The sequence below is a fragment of the Gordonia sp. NPDC062954 genome (assembly GCF_044543825.1).
In the GTDB taxonomy this organism is placed as follows: domain Bacteria; phylum Actinomycetota; class Actinomycetes; order Mycobacteriales; family Mycobacteriaceae; genus Gordonia; species Gordonia tangerina.
The window spans coordinates 33185-51505 of sequence record NZ_JBITWL010000016.1; the positions used below are offsets into that span (position 1 = coordinate 33185).

The following is an 18321-nucleotide window of genomic DNA, read 5'->3' on the forward strand; positions in this document are numbered from 1 at the left end:
TCCTCGGCCGCCACGTCCCACCCACCTGTCCGAACGGCCAGTGCCGCGCCTGACCAACTCGGTTGCAACGTTGTCTCAATAGTGTCAGGGATCACGTTTGTCAGTCAGTGTTGTTCACATCATGAACACCGGTGCGCAGAAGGAGGCCGACCGTGGCAACCGAGGACCCAAGGCATCCGCATCACCTCACCGGTGGTGTCGACACCCACTCCGAGTCACAGAGCTATCTCGCAACGCCAACTACAGGGCGGCAGCGCCGGCTGGCTGCTGCTGGCCGGACTCGGCGTCAGCTACGTGATCTCCGGTGACTACTCCGGCTGGAACTTCGGACTCGGCGAGGGCGGATTCGGCGGCCTCGCCATCGCCGCCGTCATCATCGCGGCGATGTATCTGTGCCTGGTTCTGGGCATGGCGGAATTGTCCTCCGCCCTCCCGGCAGCCGGCGGCGGCTACACCTTCGCCCGGCGCGCCCTCGGCCCGTGGGGCGGATTCGCCACCGGCACAGCCATCTTGATCGAGTATTCGATCGCCCCGGCCGCCATCGCCACGTTCATCGGCGCCTACGTCGACTCGCTCAACCTGTTCGGCATCGTCGACGGGTGGTGGATCTACCTCGCCGTGTACGCGATCTTCATAGGTATCCATCTCTCCGGAGTCGGCGAGGCGCTGAAGGTGATGTTCGTGATCACCGCCATCGCCCTGGTCGGTCTGGTCGTCTTCGCGATCGCCGCAATCGGGCATTTCGACGCCGGAAATCTCACCGACATCGCGGCCACCGACGCGGCCGGCTCATCGTCGTTCCTGCCGTTCGGCTACCTGGGAATCTGGTCGGCCATCCCGTTCGCGATCTGGTTCTTCCTGGCCATCGAAGGGGTCCCCCTGGCCGCCGAGGAGACCTCCAACCCGGAACGGAATGTCCCGCGCGGCATCATCGCCGCCATCGGCGTCCTGTTGATCACCTGCGTGACGGTACTGGTGCTGACCACCGGTGCCGGTGGTGCGGGCCCGATGTCGGAGTCCGGCAATCCGCTGGTCGAGGCGTTGGGCGATTCCGGGATGGCCAAGGTGGTCAACTACATCGGCCTGGCGGGCCTGATCGCGAGCTTCTTCTCGATCATCTACGCCTACTCACGACAGTTGTTCGCCCTGTCACGCGCCGGTTACCTCCCGACGATCCTGTCGGTCACCAACCGACGCAAGGCTCCGACACTGGCGCTGATCGTGCCCGGCGTCATCGGGTTCTTGCTGTCCCTGACCGGCGAAGGTGACCTGCTACTCAACATGGCGGTATTCGGCGCCGCCTCGAGCTACGTGCTGATCATGGTGAGCCACATCGTTCTTCGTCGTCGCGAGCCCGATATGAAGCGCCCCTACCGCACACCGGGCGGCGTGGTGACCACCGGATTCGCCTTGGTGATCGCGGTCATCGCCGTGATCGCGACGTTCCTCGTCGATGTGGTGGCCGCGCTGTGCTGCCTCGGCGTGTTCGCACTTTTCATGTTGTACTTCGCTGTGTACAGCCGTCATCGGCTCGTCGCGAACTCGCCGGACGAGGAGTTCGCTGCCCTGGCGCAAGCGGAGGAGGAGCTGCGGTGAAGTTCAGCCAGACCATCTCGGGGACGACATATGAGTTCGATGGCCTTGTCGACCTCATGGCCAAGGCGACGCCCCGACGATCCGGTGATGAACTCGCCGGATGTGCCGCAGAGTCGGATGCCGAACGGGCCGCCGCGGCCTGGCAACTCGCCGATCTGCCGCTCACCACATTCCTCGACGAGCAGGTCGTTCCGTACGAGTCCGACGAGGTCACCCGCCTGATCATCGACTCCCACGACCGCGAGGCGTTCAGAGTCATCTCCCATCTCACCGTCGGCGGACTGCGCGACTGGTTTCTCGAGACCGCTGCCCGCGACGACAGCGCCGCCCGGATCGCCTCTGTCGCCAGGGGTTTGACGCCCGAGATGGTGGCGGCCACGTCGAAGATCATGCGCAACCAAGATCTGATCCTGGTGGCCTCGGCCGCGACGGTGACCGCAGCCTTCCGCACCACCATCGGACTGCCCGGGACCATCGCGACCCGACTGCAGGCCAATCACCCCACCGACGACCCGCGCGGAATCGCGGCGGCCACGCTCGACGGGCTGCTGATGGGGTGCGGTGACGCGGTGATCGGGATCAACCCGGCCACCGATTCCCCCCACGCCACGTCCGATCTGCTGCATCTGCTCGACGACATCCGGCAGCGATTCGCCATTCCCATGCAGTCGTGTGTGCTGTCGCACGTCACCACCACCGTCGACCTCATCGAACAGGGGGCGCCGGTCGACCTCGTCTTCCAGTCGATCGCCGGCACCGAGGGCGCCAACCGCAGTTTCGGCGTCGACATCGCGCTGCTGCGTGAGGCCAACGAAGCGGGACGCTCGCTGCGTCGTGGCACCGTCGGGAACAACGTCATGTACCTCGAGACCGGGCAGGGGTCGGCGCTGTCGGCCGACGCCCACGTCGGGACCGGCGGCAAACCCGTCGATCAGCAGACCCTCGAGACCCGCGCCTATGCCGTCGCCCGCGACATCGAACCCCTGCTGATCAACACGGTCGTCGGATTCATCGGCCCCGAATACCTCTACGACGGCAAACAGATCATCCGGGCCGGACTCGAAGATCACTTCTGCGGCAAGATCCTCGGACTCCCGATGGGCGTCGACGTCTGCTACACCAATCACGCCGAAGCCGATCAGGACGACATGGACACCCTGCTGACCCTGCTGGGCGTGGCCGGAGCCGCGTTCGTCATCGCCGTGCCCGGCGCTGACGACGTCATGCTCGGGTACCAGAGCCTGTCATTTCACGACGCGCTGTACGTGCGTCAGGCACTCTCGCTACGCCCCGCCCCCGAGTTCGAGACGTGGCTGGCCGGCCTCGGAATGGCTGACGACGACGGACGGATCCTGCCCGTCGATCTGGCCGGCTCGCCCCTGCGATCCCTCACTGCGGCTCGATGACCGGCGCACACCGCCCCGCCGAGGACATCTGGTCCGAGCTGCGGCGCACCACACAGGCCCGCATCGGTCTGGGACGAGCCGGCAACTCGATGCCGTCGCGTCGGGTGCTCGAATTCCAGGCGGCGCATGCCGCCGCACGCGACGCCGTGCACGATCCGCTTGACCTCGACGACCTCCGAAAGCAACTCGCCGACCTCGACATCGCGCCCGCGCTGGCAGTCGAGAGCCAAGCGCATTCCCGCAGCGAGTACCTGCGCCGCCCCGATCTGGGTCGCCGACCTGCCGACGTCGCCCATCTCCCCGACACGGGCGCCGACATCGCCATCGTGCTGGCCGACGGACTGTCGCCACGCGCACTCACCGATCACGGGTCGGGGCTGCTGGCGGCGCTATTGGCGAGACTCGGCTCGCGGTTCACCCTCGCGCCGCCAGTCATCGCCACCCAGGCCCGCGTGGCACTCGGCGACCACATCGGGCAGGCGCTCGGGGCGCAGACGGTGATCATGATCATCGGAGAACGCCCCGGACTGTCTGTCGCCGACAGCCTCGGCATCTACCTGACCCACCGACCGCGAGTGGGCCTCAACGACGCCGACCGCAACTGCATCTCCAACATCCATCCGCCCGACGGACTCGACTACGACACCGCTGCCGCCATCACCGCCGCCCTCGTCGACGGCGCCCGCAAGCTCGGTCGGTCCGGCGTCGCACTCAAGGACACCTCGCGCGCCGAACTCCCCGACAGCGCCCGCGAAGTGTTGGATCAGTCGTGACGAGACGGTCACTCCGCCGGTCCGAGGACGTCAGAGACTGATGCGCCCCTCTAGTGCGGCCTGACCGATGTCCGTGCGGTGATGCGATCCGGGCAGTTTGACCGCCGCTATGCGGTCGTAGGCCTGTGCGCGCGCCTCGGCGAGGTCGACGCCGGTCCCGACGACCGAGAGCACCCGTCCGCCGGCCGAGACCACCGCACCGTCGTCGGACCGCGCGGTGCCGGCGTGGAGGACACCCTCGCCCTCGGCACCACCGATGACGTCACCGGTGCGCGGCTTGCCCGGATAGTTCTCTGCAGCCACCACCACGGTGACCGCGGCACCGTCCGCCCATTCCAGCGGCGCCAGCTCACCGAGCGTCCCGGTGGCAGTCGCGTTGAGTGCTTGCCCCAGAGGCGATTTCAGCAACGCCAGTACCGCTTGAGTCTCCGGGTCGCCGAAGCGGCAGTTGAACTCGACGACGGCCGGCCCGTCTTTGCCGATGGCCAGGCCGGCATAGAGCAGACCCGAGAACGGGGTGCCGCGCTTGGCCATCTCGGCCGCGACCGGCTTGACCACCTCGTCGACGATCTGCTGGGTCACCTCGGCGGGCAGCCACGGCAGCGGTGTGTAGGCACCCATGCCTCCGGTATTGGGGCCGGCGTCGCCGTCGCCGACGCGTTTGTGATCCTGCGCGGGGATCAGCGGCACCACGTCCTCGCCGTCGACCAGCGAGAACAACGACACCTCGGGTCCGTCGAGGTAGCTCTCCAACAGCACCGGGTGACCGTTCTCCAGCAATTCGGCCGCGTGGTCGCGTGCGGCCGAACGATCCTCGGTGACCACCACACCCTTGCCGGCGGCCAACCCGTCGTCCTTGACCACCCAGGTGGGTCCGAAACGGTCCAGGGCGGCGTCGAGTTTGGCCGGGTTGTCGACGATCTCACTGTGTGCGGTACGCACGCCGGCCGATGCCATCACGTCCTTGGCGAACGCCTTGGATCCTTCGATACGTGCGGCGTCGGCGCTGGGTCCGAATGTGGCGAAGCCGGCGGCGCGCAGGGCGTCGGCGACGCCTGCCACCAGCGGCACCTCGGGTCCGATGACCACCAGATCCGCCTCGACGCCCTTGGCCAGCGCGACGACGGCATCGGCGGAGACGATGTCGACCGGATGATTGGTCGCGATCGCCGAAGTGCCGGCATTCCCGGGCCCGGCGTGCAGTTCGGTGACCGAGGGGTCCTTTGACAGTCCGATGAGCAGGGCATGTTCGCGGCCGCCCGAGCCGATCACGAGTACGCGCACGCAGATGACTCTAGTGGGTCTTCGGTGCACCGCCTCTCCTCCGGTTCGTTCGTACCCGGGTTTGTGGTCCTCCGCCCGCCGTTTCCGGACGGGTAACCGACACCGGGCGGAGGAACCGGCTCACTCAGTTGGCGCCGTCAAGTCGTACACCGTGGTGCCGTCGACGGTTTCGGCGGTGAAGTTGTCGGCCACCCACTGGGCGATCTGCGCCGAGGGTTGCGACTCATCCGACATGCCGAACCCGCGGCCACCACCGAGGAAGTAGTGGATCTGCCCATCGGAGACCAACTTCTGGAACTGCTCCAGCGTCGGCGATGGGTCGGTCCCGTTGAAGCCGCCGATCGGCATCACCGAGTACCCGGACTCGAGTTGGTATCCCGACGCCTCGTTGGATCCGACCGCCGCACCCACCCAGGTGTAGCTGTCGGCGTCGGTGCGCAGCATCGCGACGAGTTCGGCGCTCGGTGTCGAGCCGTTGAGCAGCCCGCCCGGTCCGCCGGTGCCCGCCTCAGGGCCCATCATGCCGGGACCCGCCATGCCGGGGAATCCACCGTCGGCGGGCATGGCCGGACCGGCACCGTTCGCACCGGCGTTTCCGCCCGGCGTCATCCAGGGCGCACCGGCCGCACCACCGCGCGCACCGTCGCGTCCCCCACCACCCCGGCCGCCGGGTCCACCCCCGCCGGGGCCGAATTCGCCCTCGACACGGGGGCCCGCACTGATGATCGACCCTTGTTTGGGTGTGGCGATGGTGTCAACCGTGTAGGCGATCGGCCCGGCCAACCCAGCAGCCAGTGCGGTGATCGCCGCGACCGCCGACAGGTAGGTCCGATGTGCCAACAGCATCACGACACCGCTGACCAGCCCGACGAGCAGCACCATCCACCTCAGCCACGGCACGAAGTCCGGTGACCGGTTCAGCAGTACGAAACCCCAGATCGCGGCGATCCAGACGGCCGCGGCGAGCACGATGCGCACCCACAGCCGATCCCGCTGCGACCAGCACACCGCTGCCCCACCAGCCACTACCGCGGCGACCGCAGGTGCCAGCGCCGCGGTGTAGTAGCTGTGGAAGATACCGGCCATGAAGCTGAAGACCGCCATCGTCACCAGCAGCCACAGTCCCCACACCGCGAGGTAGGCGCGGCGTGCGTCGGTGCGTCGGGCCTTGCCGATCAGTACCAGCGCAGCGATCCCCAGCACGATGCCGGTAGGGATCAGCCAGGCGATCTGACCACCCTGCGCCGGTTCGAACATGCGCAGCCAGCCGGTCTGCCCCCACATCCCGCCACCGCCGCCGGGTCCACCACCGGGTGGCCCGCCCGCACCGACGTAACCGGCGGGTCCGCCCATCGCTCCGGTGTAGCCACCGCCCCGACCACCAGGGACGACGCTGCCGGTCTCGTTGCCGTTGAGTCGACCGAAACCGTTGTAGCCCAGCGTGAGTTCCAGGATCGAGTTGTTCTGCGAGCCACCGATCCAGGGGCGCGACGACGCCGGCCACAGTTCGACGGCGAGAATCCACCAACCGGCGCTGACGATCATCGCTCCCAACGCGGCGAACAGGTGCCCGATGCGCTTGACCCAGGTGTGTTGGCCGAAGGCCAGGTAGGTGATCGCCAGCGGCGGCACGATGAGCATCACCTGCAGTTGCTTGGTGAGGAAACCGAAACCGACGAAGACACCGGTCAGGACCATCCAGCGCAGTCTGCCGTCCTCGACCGCCTTCAGCGTCGCCCACACCGCCGCGATCATCAGCAGCAGGAGCAGGGCCTCGGGGTTGTCGAAGCGGAACATCATCGCAGCGACCGGCGTGACCGCCAGCACCAGGCCGGCGAGGATGCCCGGCCAGTGGCCGAAGTATTTCTTGGTGATCAGGTAGAGCAACGCCACCGACGCCACACCCATCAGCACCTCGGGCACCAGGATCGACCACGAGTTGAGTCCGAAGATACGCACCGAGATCCCCGGAATCCACAGCGAGGCAGGCGGTTTGTCGACGGTGATGGAGTTGGCCATGTCCGACGACCCGAAGAACCACGCCTTCCACGACTCCGATCCGGCCTGGATGGCCGCCGAGTAGAAGGAGTTGGCCCAGCCGTTGGCGGAAAGATTCGCGAGATACGCGATCGCGGTGCCGAGCAGCAACGCGACCAGTGACAGACGCTGCCACACAGGGGCGTTCCGCCCGGACGCGGGTGCGTCGGGCGGAACGGGTGCGGCGGAGTGTGCGTCGACAACGGCGGTCATTCGGCGGCGCCTTCCATCGCGCCGGCCGGGCCGGCGACGTCACGGGCATTGTTGTGGCTGCGGAACACCCAGCGCAGGCCGACGAATCGGGTCAGCGTGGCAACGAGGTTGGCCACCACCAGTACCACCAGTTCGACATGCTTGGACGCCTCGGGCGCGGCCCCGTGCAGGATGACCAGCGAACCGGCGGTCACTGCCCAGCCGAACAGGAACACACCGAGTCCGAAGAATTGGTGCCGCATCATCCCCGCACGCCCCTGCACGCCGAAGCTGAAGCGCCGGTTGGCGGCGGTATTGAGGACGGCGGTGATCGCGAGTGCAGCGAAGTTGGAGACCTGAGCGCCGAGGAAGGCGTGCAGCATCAGGTACAGAACGGCATACGCGATGGTCGAGGCGATGCCGATCACGCAGAACCGGGCGAGTTGGCCGACCAATCCGAACGGGACGCCGTCGATGTCGGGGCCGGGCCCTCGGCCGCGGCCGAGGGCGGCACGCAGTTCGGCGATGGGCAACCGGCCCGTCGTCAAGGCGTAGCCGACGCGGGCGCAGCCTTTCAGGTCGGCGACCGCAGTGGAGACGATGTCGACGGTGCTGTCGGGGTCGTCGACCCAGTCGACGGGCACCTCGGCGATCCGCAGGCCGATCCGCTCGGCCAGCACCAGCAGCTCGGTGTCGAAGAACCAACCGGTGTCCTCGACATAGGGCAGCACCTGCCGGGCGATATCGGTGCGCATGGCCTTGAAACCGCACTGCGCGTCGGAGAACTTGGCGCGCATCGTCGTTTTGAGGATGAGGTTGTACGAGCGGGAGATGAATTCGCGCTTCGGTCCGCGCACCACCCGTGACGACCGCGACAGCCGGGTGCCGATCGCGATGTCGGAGTGCCCGGAGATCAACGGCGCGATCAGCGGCATCAACGCGTTGAGGTCGGTCGACAGGTCGACGTCGCAGTAGGCGACGATCTGCGCGTCGCTGGCCCGCCACACCGCGTTGAGCGCGCGTCCTCGACCCTTCTGGTCGAGATGCACCACCCGCAGACCGTCGATCTCGCCGGCGAGTTCGGCGGCGATGGCCAAAGTGGAATCGGTGCTGGCATTGTCGGCGACGGTGATCCGGGACGGGTACGGCACGTTGACCCGTAGATGGTCGCGCAGCCGCCGCACCGCTCCGGCGACATCGGTCTGCTCGTTGTACACGGGGACGACGATGTCGAGGACGGGCGCGGGTGTCGAACTGTCGGCCACCGTCACCACGCGCTCGCCTGTCGTCGGAAGGGCTTCTGCTGTCATGTGTACGAGGATCGGATGCCTAACTTCGCCCACTCTGCGCTGAAGCTGTCAGGTTCCTGTGAGGGCCTGACGTCTGTGGACAACGGATCGAGTCGACCATCGGGTGTCGGTCACGACCGATAGGTTGGCGTCATGAACTCCCCCACATCCCTGCGCCCTGACCAGCAGACGGCCGCCGACCGGGTGATCGAGAGTCTCGCCGGGCCGGGTGCACGCCTACGCGACGATCAGCTCACGGCGGTGGCAGCGCTGCTGGAGCCGTCGGCGCGCGTGCTGGTGGTCCAGGCCACCGGGTGGGGTAAGTCAGCGGTGTACTGGTCGGCGACGGCGATCCTGCGCAGCGCGTCTGCCGGGCCCACCCTGATCGTCTCGCCCTTGCTGTCGTTGATGCGTGATCAGGTCGCTGCGGCCGAGCGGGCCGGGCTACGGGCGGCGACCCTGAATTCGTCGAATGTCGACGAGTGGTCGATGATCGAGGCACAGCTGCGCGGCGGGGATCTCGATGTGCTGCTGGTGTCCCCGGAGCGTTTGGCCAATCCCGGGTTCGGCCGGCGTGTGCTCGACGCGCTCACCGGTCAGCTCGGGCTGTTGGTGATCGACGAGGCCCACGCGATCTCGGACTGGGGTCACGATTTTCGACCCGATTACCGTCGCGTCTCCGACGTGCTGCAGACACTGAACCCGCAGACGCCGGTGCTGGCGACCACCGCAACCGCCAACGCCCGGGTCACCGAGGACGTGGCCGCCCAACTCGGCTCGCACACCCTGGTGCTGCGGGGCGCACTGGCACGACGATCGTTGCACCTCAACGTGATCGATGCGCTCTCGCCGATCCAACGCTACGGCTGGGTCGCCGAGTACCTTCCGCAGCTGCCGGGGTCGGGCATCGTCTACGTCCTCACCGTCGCCGATGCGGACCGCCTGGTCGACGCCATCACCGCTGTGCACGGCACCGAGTATCCGGTCGCGGCCTACACCGGCCAGCTCGACGCGCAGCGGCGGCACGAGCTGGAGGATGCGTTGTTGCGCAACGAGGTCAAGGCACTGGTGGCCACCTCGGCCCTGGGCATGGGCTACGACAAACCCGACCTCGGTTTCGTGGTGCACGTGGGCGCACCACCGTCACCGGTCTCCTACTACCAGCAGGTCGGTCGTGCCGGGCGCGCACTCGACGAGGCGGTGGTGATGTTGCTGGCATCACGCACCGATGACGCCATCTGGGATCATTTCGCCACCGCGACCATCCCCGAACCCGACAAGATGCACGCACTGCTCGATGCCCTGAACTCAGCGGACGGCCCAATGTCGGTTCCCCAACTCGAGGCATCCACCGGATTCCGCAGGGGCCGAGTGGAACTGATGCTCAAGCAACTGGCCGTCGACGGCGCCACCGACCGGGGGCCCGACGGATGGCAGGCGACCGGGGTCGAATGGACCTACGACCAGGCACACTACGACGGCGTCATCGAGGTGCGCCGTCGCGAGGCCGACATCATGCGCTCCTATGTAGCCGGGCGGCAATGCCTCATGCAGCTGCTCACGTCGTCGCTCGACGACCCCGAGGCACAGCCGTGCGGGCGCTGCTCGGTGTGCCGCGGCCGGTTGACCGAACCATTGTCGGCCGACGTGCCCACCGAGACGGTGCGGACGATCACCGGCGCACTACGTCGTTCGGCTTTGCGGCTCGAGCCACGCAAGATGTGGCCGGGCGGCGTGTTCGGCACGCGCGGACGCATTCCGGCCACGCTCGCGGCGGAGACCGGACGAGTGCTGGCGCATGCCGATGCCCCGGAGTGGACCGAGTTGCTGGCCGGAGCACGTCGAGGTGACGACGCCGCGCTGAGCGATCTCGGCGACGCGGCAGTCGCGACTCTCGCGGCCTGGGTGCGCGAAGGCGGCGTTCGTCCGGATGTGATCGCGTCGCTGCGGCTGACCGGTACCACGCTCGCCGAGCAAGTCACCGAGTATCTGTGTCGGGTGGGCAAGCGTCCGGGCCTCTCGATCCCGGTCCGGATGGGCGAACCCCCGGGTCGCGACGCGACCGGCGCCACCGAGGCCGTCTACTGGCGCGATCACCTCGGTGACATGCCCGACGTCGCCGGTCAGAACGTGCTCCTCGTGGTCGACGAGAACGCGTCGGGCTGGCCGATCACACTGGCCGCCGCCGCGCTGCGCGAGGCCTGCGCCGCCACAGTGTCGCCGCTGCTCATCCACCGCACGGTCTGACCCGGATCCGTAGTACGAACCGTGCAGAAATCGCCGGTTCATACTACGAAATCGGGGGTCAGGCGTCGGCGACGTACTCGCCGTAGCCGGTGGAGCGCAGGGCTGCGCGGATCTTGGCGGCCGCGTCGTCGAGTTCGGCGGGGTCGGGATCCTTTTGCGCATTGCCCAGGTCGAAGGCGTCCATGCTCTCCAGCGGGAACACGTGGATGTGCACGTGCGGCACCTCCAGCCCCGCGATCATCGTGCCCACCCGGGACGCCCCGAAGGCTTCTTTCACCGCCCGGCCCACCTTCTGCGAGACGTCGGTGAGGTGGGTGTAGGAGGCGGTGTCCATCTGTTCCCAGTGGTCTACCTCTTTGCGGGGCACGACGAGCACATGTCCGGGCGTCACCGGGTTGATGGTGAGGAAGGCGACGGCCTGGCCGTCACGCCACACGAACCGTCCGGGCAGTTCTCCGTTGATTATCATGGTGAAGACGGAAGCCATGGGGATCACTGTAGCTGCGAGCCCGGTGCCGCCCGACGTGTTGTCGGCGACCTGTCGGAGGTCCATGACATTCTTTTCGTGTGAGTCGACCAGAGTTCACCCGCGGCGGACCGTCCCGGGTCCACACCGTTGCCTCGACCGACGTGGTCGAGCACGCCCAGCGGTTCCCGCGGTTGCGGTACATGGGTTCGAAGTTTCGGCTCCTACCGCACCTGGAACGCACCTTCGCAGAGATCGGCGGCAGCACCGCCGTCGACGCGTTCTCCGGTTCGGGCGTCGTGTCGTACCTGTTGAAGGCGCAGGGTTTTCAGGTGCTGAGCAACGACTTCCTCACCTTCCCGCACATCATCACCCGGGCCACGGTCGCCAACTCCAGCGTGCGACTGGAGTCGGACCTCATCGACGAGATCTGTGGTCCGCCCGCCGACGATCGGGATTTCATCCAGACCACCTTCGACGGCCTGTACTTCGACGCCGAGGACCGCGCATTCCTGGACTCGGCCTGGTCACACATCGACCGGTTGCGCGGTTACCGCCGCGACCTGGCCATTTCGGCGCTTGTGTTGTCGGCGGCCCGTAAACAACCGCGTGGGGTGTTCACCTTCACCGATTCGTCGCGCTATGCCGACGGCCGCCGTGACCTGCGGATGTCGTTGCGCGACCATTTCCGCACGCGGTCGGCCGCCGAGTACAACGCCACCGTGTTCAGCAACGGGCGGTCCAACCGCAGCGTGAGCGGCGACATCTTCGATCTCGATCTGTCGGCGCTCGACGCCCCACCGGACCTTGTCTATCTCGATCCGCCGTACGCGCCGCCGACCGACGACAACGATTACATCAAGCGCTACCACTTCCTCGAAGGACTCAGCGCGTATTGGCAGGGTATGACGATCATGGAGCACACCAAGACCAAGAAGCTCACCAAGCGCTACACGCCGTTTGCTTACAAGCATTCGATCGAGGACGCACTGGTGCGCACCTTCGAACATTTCGAGCACGCGGGCGCGATCGTGCTCTCCTACTCCTCCAATGCGCTGCCCGGCGCCGACCGGATCGTCGATCTGCTGGGTAAGGTCAAGCCGTCCGTCGAGGTGATCGCGATCGACCACAAGTACAGTTTCGGCACGCACGTCGCCGCCACCCGGCGCGATGTGAGTGAGTACCTGTTCATCGGTCGCGACTGAGCGGTGATGACGTTCTCGGTAGCTGCGTCTGGTCTCGATACGCCCGCTCGTTCCTCGCGGGCTACTCGACCAGCGAAGAAAGCCACCTCCATCGGTGGTCGAGTAGCGAGCGAGCCCCCCAGGGCGAGCCCGCGTATCGAGACCACGCAACCTGGTCTCGATACGCCCGCTCGTTCCTCGCGGGCTACTCGACCAGCGGAAACACCACGGGCTACACGACCAGCGGAAGCAGCGTCGGATGAGTGACGCGGGAGACTTCGACGACTACCTGAAGACGCTGGGCCGCTTGACCTCTCACGTCGACCCGACCGCATCGACGCCGGAGGCCGAGCGGATCACCACGGCCACGGGCAGCCTGGGTGAGCTCCTCGACACCGACGTCGCCGGGCTCGCGGCCTGGGCCCGCGATCATCCCGCCGACGTCCCGGTTCTCGGGCTGGCGGTCGGTCTCTCCCAGGAGAAGCTGAAGAATGTGTTGCGTGACCGGTTCGGCACCACCGGCTGGCATGGGGTTGCCCGGACACAGCCGGTGGATCTGGTCACCTGGCTCGACACCGAGTTCGACCTGGTCCGGATGCTGCGCACCCAACTGGAACGCACGTACACTTTTGCCGACATCCTGGTCGCCCGTGCCGGCAGTCGGGTGACCGCCACCCGGGCCGGCGCTTCCGGACGGCGTATCGAGGACGAGATCGAGTCCATCGCACAGGATCTCGGACTCGACTACACCACGCGGTCACGCTTCACCGGCCGCAACGGCCGCACCGCCCCGGCAGACCTGATCATCGGCGATCCCGACACCGCCGACATCGTGGTGGCCGCCAAGGGTTTCGACTCCACCGGCAGCAAGCTCACCGACGCGGTCCGCGAAATCGAAGAGATGGCCGAGGTGCGGCTGCCCCGGCAACTCGTGCTCGCGGTGATCGACGGAATCGGTTGGAAGTCAAGGCAATCCGATCTACGACGAATCCACCAACTGTGGGCCGACCGGCAGATCGACGGCATGTACACATTGGTCAGCCTGGACCGGTTCCGCGAGGACGTCCGCGAGTTCGCAACGCTGCGCCGACTGATCTGACTGCTATTCGCCGTAGAGCCGAGCGATATCCGGCGAATCCAGCCAGCCCGAATACGTCGGGGTGCGCGGCCAACCGTCGGGGGAATCCTGCCATTCCTCTCGCCGCCCGTAGGGCAGGGCGTCGATCAGTGGGAAGGTGTGCGAGAGCTGCTCGGTGCCGCGACCATTCGTGTGCCAGGTGCGGTAGACGGTGTCGCCGTCACGGAGGAAAACGTTGACGCCGAATCCCTCACCCGGCCCGGCGTCGACGTCGGCGCCGAATGAGCTCTCCGACGACGAGTACCACTCCATCTGATTGCCGACGCGTGCCTTGTAGGCGAGGGCTTCCTCGATCGGCCCGTTGGTGACGATGACGAACCGCGCGTCATAGTTCGCCAGGAAGTCGAGCCGGGTGAACTGTGCGGTGAAGCTCGTGCAGCCGCCGCACTGGAATTCTGCGCCGTCGCTCCACATGTGGTTGTAGACGATCAGCTGGGCGCGGCCGTCGAAGACGTCAACCAACGAGATCGGCCCGTCGGGTCCGATCAGTGTGTAATCGGGCATCTCGACCATCGGTAAGCGGCGTCGCTGCGCGGCGATCGCGTCGAGTTCGCGGGTGGCGGCCTTCTCCCGGGCCCGGAGTTCGGCGAGGGCGGTTCGCCAGGACTGTTCGTCGACGACCGGCGGCATCTGTGCGGACATGAGTGATCCCCTTTCGCTGTCCCACTACTGACCGTGCCGGGCGACGAAACTCATCGGTCTAGTCGATCCGACGCGGCAATCGCACCCAGAACCGCGATCCCTGCCCTGGTGTCGAGTCCACCCCGACGGTACCGCCGTGCGCGTCCACCAGTGCCGAAACAATGGACAACCCCAGCCCGCTGCCGCCGCCACGGTCGCCGCGATGACGCGACGAGTCGCCCCGGTAGAACCGCTCGAACACATGCGCGGCCTCCTCGGGGGTCAGACCTTGCCCGGTGTCGGCCACGGTCATCACCACGTCATCGTTCTCGGCGGTCGTGTCGACGTCGATGCCCACGGTGATCGACGCGTCGTCGGGTGTGTGCGCGATGGCATTGTTGATCAGGTTCCGCAGCACTTGCAGCAACCGCGGCGCGTCGCCGGTCACCACGGGCGGCTCACCGGTGGTACCTATCTCGACGTGGATCTCACGGTGCGGGGCGGCCGCCGCAGCACCGTGCACCGCGTCGGCGACGACGGCCAGCAGATCGACCGGGCGGTTGTCGACGGGGCGGTGGGCGTCGAGGCGAGCCAACATCAGCAGGTCCTCCACCAGCAGACCCATCCGGCCGGCCTCGGCGTCGATCCGGCCCATCGCATCGGCGGCGTCGGGCACTGCGCCCTGCTTGTACAACTCCGCGAACCCCTTGATCGAGGTCAACGGTGTACGCAGCTCGTGGCTGGCGTCGGCAATGAACCGGCGCATCTTCTCCTCCGAGGTGCGTGCCTGTTCTTCGGATGAGCGAGCCTGCTGTTCAGAGGCGGCTGTTCGTGCAAATGCCCGCTGGATCTGGCCGAGCATTGTGTTCAGCGACTCCGACAGACTGCCGACTTCGGTGTTGGGCGGGGCCGGCGGCACCCGCATGTTGAGGTTGCCCGCCGCGATCGCGTGGGCGGTCTCCTCAACCCGACGCAGCGGCCGCAGACTCGACCGCACCAGCAGATAGCTGAGCACACCGATCGCCAGCACGACCAACGCACCGATGCCCAACTGCAGCCACATCAGCCGCGTCAGCGTGGCGTGGACATCGCTGAGCGGGGTGGCCACGATCGACACACCGTAGGGCGTCTCGTCCTTGATCACCCGCCACTGGGGCCGTCGCCGTCGGCCGAATCGACGGTCATCGGTCCGGTGCTGCCCTCGGGAAGCGACTCCAGATCGGGTTGCGACGAGAAGTCGTTGTTGACGATGGTGTTGCCGTCGCTGGTGACGATCATCGAATAGAACTGCGACGGCGGGCGACGCGGCCCCAACGGCGGTCCCGGGGTGAAACTGACCGGGTCGCGCGGCTTGGCCCAGGTCTCCACCGACGACGTCAGACCTTCGTCGGTGCGCGAGAGCAGGTCCTGCTTCATCGCTGAGGTCACCGCGATGCCTGACGCAAACAGTCCCAGCACCACCAGGACCAGGGTCAGGCCGACCAAAGACAGCCGCAGCGGCAGCCCGCGCTTGCGGGCCGGCTCCGGTGCGTGTCCGGTCGGGGCGGTGGTAGGTGGGGAGGTCACTCGCGGGGCTCTCGCATCACGTAGCCGACGCCGCGCAAGGTGTGGATCAGGCGCTTGTCGCCGGTGTCGAGTTTGCGGCGCAGATAGGAGACGTAGGACTCGACCACATTGACCTCGCCACCGAAGTCGTAATTCCACACGTGGTCGAGGATGCGGGGCTTCGACAACACGGTTCCGGCGTTGACCATGAAATAGCGCAACAGGGTGAATTCGGTGGGTGAGAGCGCCACCAAGTTGCCCGCCTTCCACACCTCATGCGTCTCGTCATCGAGTTCGATGTCGGCGAATGTGATGCGGGCCGACTCCTTGGCCTGCTCGTCGAAACCGCTGCGACGCAGCAACACCTGCAGCCGGGCGACGACCTCCTCGAGCGAGAACGGTTTGGTCACGTAGTCGTCGCCGCCGATGGTCAGTCCGTTGATCTTGTCCTCCACCGAATCGCGGGCGGACAGGAACAGCACCGGGGCGTCGATGCCGTCGGCGCGCAGCCGGCGCAGCAGCCCGAAACCGTCCATCCCCGGCATCATCACGTCGAGAATCAATACATCGGGTTTGAAGGTGCGGCAGCGGTCGAGCGCCGACGGCCCGTTCTCGGCGGTCGAAACCTCATAGCCCTGGAACTTGAGCGACACCGACAGCAGCTCGCGGATGTTCTCCTCGTCGTCGACGACGAGTACCTTGGCGCCCTGGCCGCCTGCCGGACCGTTCACAGATTCGCTCATGCCATCACTCTCGCCGACCAGCCTGCCATGGATCTGGACGGTTCCTGGGAGAACTCTGTGAATGCTCACCAGCCCTGATGCCGGATGTCGACCAGGCCGCGGGCTCAGCCACGCATGAACGGCGCAGGGTAGCCCGGGGTGGGCCGAACCTCCCCCAACCACCCCGCCAGCGCCTCGGCCTGCTCGGTCAGCGCGCGCATCGCCACCGCCGGCAGTTTCTCGAACGGGTGTAACTCGATGTGTCCGTCGTCCTTGTTCTGACGCCAACCGCCGACGATCCGCCCGTCCCACCAGGCCGTCTGCCCGCCGTTGCCGTTGCGGTCGAAGACGTGCTCGGCATGTGGGCCGAGGTAGAAACCACGCTCCTTCCAGCCCATCGTGGTGGGGTCGAGTTCGGGCAGCAGATGGGCCTGCGGTGGCGGCGCATCGTCGGCACCGTCGGGCAGGTCGTCGGGCAACAGGTAGCCGACGGCGCCGCCGTCGAGGTCGACCTCGACCGCGTCGTGGTCGGCCAGCGCGGTACGCACGACACGTTTGGTGCTGCCCAACCACCAGACGATATCGGTCTCGGTGCCCGGTCCGAATGCTCGCAACCAGCGGCGCACCATGGCGCGGTGACCGTCGGCCGCCGACACCTGCGGGAGTTCGTGGCCCAGCCAACGTTCCATCGCCACCCACGATGGCCGCGACAACGTCCAGGTCGCCGAGTTGGGTCCGCGCACGATCTCCCCGGCCGCGCTCATCATGTTCAGCACACGCGGTCCCATCGCGACGCGACCACCCCACGACTTGCCCTGGCCGTAGACCACGTGGCCGTCGAGGACCGGGTTGCGGCGACGGAGTTCGGTGGAGGTCCGCGCGCAGCCGTCGGCGAGGTCGGTGGCCACCGCGGCCCGCGCCGCGTCGATCCAGGCGTCCGGGTCGTCGAAGTCGGGGCTGCGACGCAGGTCGCGGAGCATGTTGGTGCGCTCGGACGCGGTCACGCGGGGGCCGACCGCACCGATCGCCTCGGCGAGCACGGTGTGTCCGAACACGAACAACGTCCGGCGCATGGCGAGTTGTTTGACGAGAGTCCGATCGGCGTACAGCGCGCGGTCCATCGTCTCGGGATCGAACCCGGGAAGCCGCGCCCACGCCGACAGGTAGACCGTCGACGGTGTGGTGGCGTGCAGTCCGACGAGGTCGTCGACCATCTCGGTCAGCGCCGCGGTGGGGTCGGTTCGGTCGAGGTGATGACGTCGGATCAGTCGTCGGCGGCGTTCGGCGTCGTCGACGACGGGTCGGGTCGTCATGCCGCGGGTGCGGCGATCGCTTCGATCTCGACGAGCTGGTCGTCGTAGGCGAGGACGGTGACGCCCATCATCATCGCCGGCGGTACCGGGGTGCCGAACTCGGCGACGATCTCGTCCCAGGCGACCACCAGATCTGCCTGCAACTGCTCGGCGACGTAGATCGTCAGCTTCGCGATGTCAGCCATCGAGGCACCCTGATCGTCGAGCACGGAGCGCAGGTTCGCCAGACAGGTCCGCGTCTGGCCGACCACATCGCCGGGCGGGACGATCGCGCCGGCCGCGTCGAGCGGGCTGATGCCCGCGGTGAAGATCAGCGGTCCCGCGGTGACTGTCGCGCTGTAGGCGAAGCCGGCGGCCGGGAGCGTGGACGAACCGTTCAGACGGAGACGGGCCATGCCCGCGATCCTACGTCGACGCTCGAGAGGTCGACTGCAGCCGTTGCACGACCCGCACCCCCGACCTGACGGCGTCCGTCGCGCCACCGCGCGTCGGGCAACGGCTGCAGTCG

General features: G+C 67.2%; 13 protein-coding genes and 2 pseudogenes. 6 read left to right on the forward strand and 9 right to left on the reverse strand.

The features are described from left to right. Positions 1-152 precede the first annotated feature (152 nt). The 3 genes and pseudogenes from eat to eutC all read left to right on the forward strand — a co-directional run bounded on the left by eat (position 153) and on the right by eutC (position 3775). Positions 153-1596, forward strand: a pseudogene (gene eat, locus ACIGKQ_RS15685) (ethanolamine permease). Continuing rightward, a complete protein-coding gene (locus ACIGKQ_RS15690; protein ID WP_396574413.1) occupies positions 1593-3002 on the forward strand; it encodes an ethanolamine ammonia-lyase subunit EutB in 1410 nt (469 codons plus the stop codon). Before eat ends, ACIGKQ_RS15690 begins: the two are co-directional and overlap by 4 nt. Next, positions 2999-3775, forward strand: coding sequence for an ethanolamine ammonia-lyase subunit EutC (eutC, locus tag ACIGKQ_RS15695; RefSeq protein ID WP_235723991.1), 777 nt, complete (start codon positions 2999-3001; stop codon positions 3773-3775). The genes ACIGKQ_RS15690 and eutC overlap by 4 nt, the downstream gene beginning before the upstream one ends. 30 nt (positions 3776-3805) lie before the next feature. On the opposite strand, the gene purD is transcribed toward eutC, so the two are convergent. The 3 genes from purD to ACIGKQ_RS15710 form a co-directional block, all read right to left on the reverse strand. Beyond that, the gene (purD, locus tag ACIGKQ_RS15700; protein WP_266060393.1) at positions 3806-5059 is read right to left on the reverse strand and encodes a phosphoribosylamine--glycine ligase; all 1254 of its coding nucleotides are present in this window, start codon (positions 5057-5059) and stop codon (positions 3806-3808) included. Positions 5060-5179: 120 nt separating this feature from the next. Next, a complete protein-coding gene (locus ACIGKQ_RS15705; RefSeq protein WP_266060391.1) occupies positions 5180-7309 on the reverse strand; it encodes a glycosyltransferase family 39 protein in 2130 nt (709 codons plus the stop codon). Next, entirely contained in the window at positions 7306-8598 is a 1293-nt protein-coding gene (locus tag ACIGKQ_RS15710) for a bifunctional glycosyltransferase family 2/GtrA family protein (protein ID WP_266060390.1), read from the reverse strand. The genes ACIGKQ_RS15705 and ACIGKQ_RS15710 overlap by 4 nt, the downstream gene beginning before the upstream one ends. 132 nt (positions 8599-8730) lie before the next feature. Between ACIGKQ_RS15710 and ACIGKQ_RS15715 the strand changes: the two genes are divergently transcribed. Beyond that, positions 8731-10824 carry a RecQ family ATP-dependent DNA helicase gene (locus ACIGKQ_RS15715; protein WP_396574414.1) on the forward strand — a complete coding sequence of 698 codons (2094 nt, stop codon included), beginning with the start codon at positions 8731-8733 and terminating at the stop codon, positions 10822-10824. Positions 10825-10882: 58 nt separating this feature from the next. Here the strand turns inward: ACIGKQ_RS15715 and ACIGKQ_RS15720 are convergent, their stop codons facing one another. After that, on the reverse strand, positions 10883-11311 hold the full coding sequence (locus tag ACIGKQ_RS15720) for an HIT family protein (protein WP_235723986.1): 429 nt from the start codon (positions 11309-11311) through the stop codon (positions 10883-10885). 182 nt (positions 11312-11493) lie between these two features. Here ACIGKQ_RS15720 and ACIGKQ_RS15725 point away from each other — a divergent pair, with 182 nt between their 5' ends. Both ACIGKQ_RS15725 and ACIGKQ_RS15730 read left to right on the forward strand, forming a co-directional pair. Then, positions 11494-12495, forward strand: a complete 1002-nt coding sequence (locus ACIGKQ_RS15725) for a DNA adenine methylase (RefSeq protein WP_396574442.1) — start codon at positions 11494-11496, stop codon at positions 12493-12495. A gap of 238 nt (positions 12496-12733) precedes the next feature. Continuing rightward, complete coding sequence (locus tag ACIGKQ_RS15730; protein WP_235723985.1) at positions 12734-13573, forward strand: hypothetical protein; 840 nt, start codon at positions 12734-12736, stop codon at positions 13571-13573. 3 nt (positions 13574-13576) lie between these two features. Here ACIGKQ_RS15730 and ACIGKQ_RS15735 read toward each other — a convergent pair whose 3' ends face one another. From ACIGKQ_RS15735 to ACIGKQ_RS15755, 5 genes and pseudogenes are all read right to left on the reverse strand, one after another. After that, positions 13577-14254, reverse strand: a complete 678-nt coding sequence (locus ACIGKQ_RS15735; RefSeq protein WP_235723984.1) for a DUF899 family protein — start codon at positions 14252-14254, stop codon at positions 13577-13579. Between the two features lie 58 nt (positions 14255-14312). Continuing rightward, positions 14313-15799, reverse strand: a pseudogene (locus tag ACIGKQ_RS15740) (sensor histidine kinase). Beyond that, positions 15796-16521 carry a response regulator transcription factor gene (locus ACIGKQ_RS15745; RefSeq protein WP_235723982.1) on the reverse strand — a complete coding sequence of 242 codons (726 nt, stop codon included), beginning with the start codon at positions 16519-16521 and terminating at the stop codon, positions 15796-15798. The pseudogene ACIGKQ_RS15740 and the gene ACIGKQ_RS15745 overlap by 4 nt, the downstream one beginning before the upstream one ends. Before the next feature lie 104 nt (positions 16522-16625). Then, complete coding sequence (locus ACIGKQ_RS15750; RefSeq protein WP_396574415.1) at positions 16626-17813, reverse strand: winged helix DNA-binding domain-containing protein; 1188 nt, start codon at positions 17811-17813, stop codon at positions 16626-16628. After that, a complete protein-coding gene (locus ACIGKQ_RS15755) occupies positions 17810-18208 on the reverse strand; it encodes a RidA family protein (RefSeq protein WP_266060384.1) in 399 nt (132 codons plus the stop codon). Before ACIGKQ_RS15755 ends, ACIGKQ_RS15750 begins: the two co-directional genes overlap by 4 nt. Between the last annotated feature and the right edge of the window lie 113 nt (positions 18209-18321).

Excerpts from the sequence above, each read along its gene's own strand:
- eutC (WP_235723991.1), top strand. The coding sequence starts at position 2,999 with ATGACCGGCGCACACCGCCCCGCCGAGGACATCTGGTCCGAGCTGCGG.
- ACIGKQ_RS15705 (WP_266060391.1), bottom strand. The coding sequence starts at position 7,309 with ATGACCGCCGTTGTCGACGCACACTCCGCCGCACCCGTTCCGCCCGAC.
- ACIGKQ_RS15710 (WP_266060390.1), bottom strand. The coding sequence starts at position 8,598 with ATGACAGCAGAAGCCCTTCCGACGACAGGCGAGCGCGTGGTGACGGTG.
- ACIGKQ_RS15715 (WP_396574414.1), top strand. The coding sequence starts at position 8,731 with ATGAACTCCCCCACATCCCTGCGCCCTGACCAGCAGACGGCCGCCGAC.
- ACIGKQ_RS15720 (WP_235723986.1), bottom strand. The coding sequence starts at position 11,311 with ATGGCTTCCGTCTTCACCATGATAATCAACGGAGAACTGCCCGGACGG.
- ACIGKQ_RS15725 (WP_396574442.1), top strand. The coding sequence starts at position 11,494 with ATGGGTTCGAAGTTTCGGCTCCTACCGCACCTGGAACGCACCTTCGCA.
- ACIGKQ_RS15730 (WP_235723985.1), top strand. The coding sequence starts at position 12,734 with ATGAGTGACGCGGGAGACTTCGACGACTACCTGAAGACGCTGGGCCGC.
- ACIGKQ_RS15735 (WP_235723984.1), bottom strand. The coding sequence starts at position 14,254 with ATGTCCGCACAGATGCCGCCGGTCGTCGACGAACAGTCCTGGCGAACC.
- ACIGKQ_RS15745 (WP_235723982.1), bottom strand. The coding sequence starts at position 16,521 with ATGAGCGAATCTGTGAACGGTCCGGCAGGCGGCCAGGGCGCCAAGGTA.
- ACIGKQ_RS15750 (WP_396574415.1), bottom strand. The coding sequence starts at position 17,813 with ATGACGACCCGACCCGTCGTCGACGACGCCGAACGCCGCCGACGACTG.
- ACIGKQ_RS15755 (WP_266060384.1), bottom strand. The coding sequence starts at position 18,208 with ATGGCCCGTCTCCGTCTGAACGGTTCGTCCACGCTCCCGGCCGCCGGC.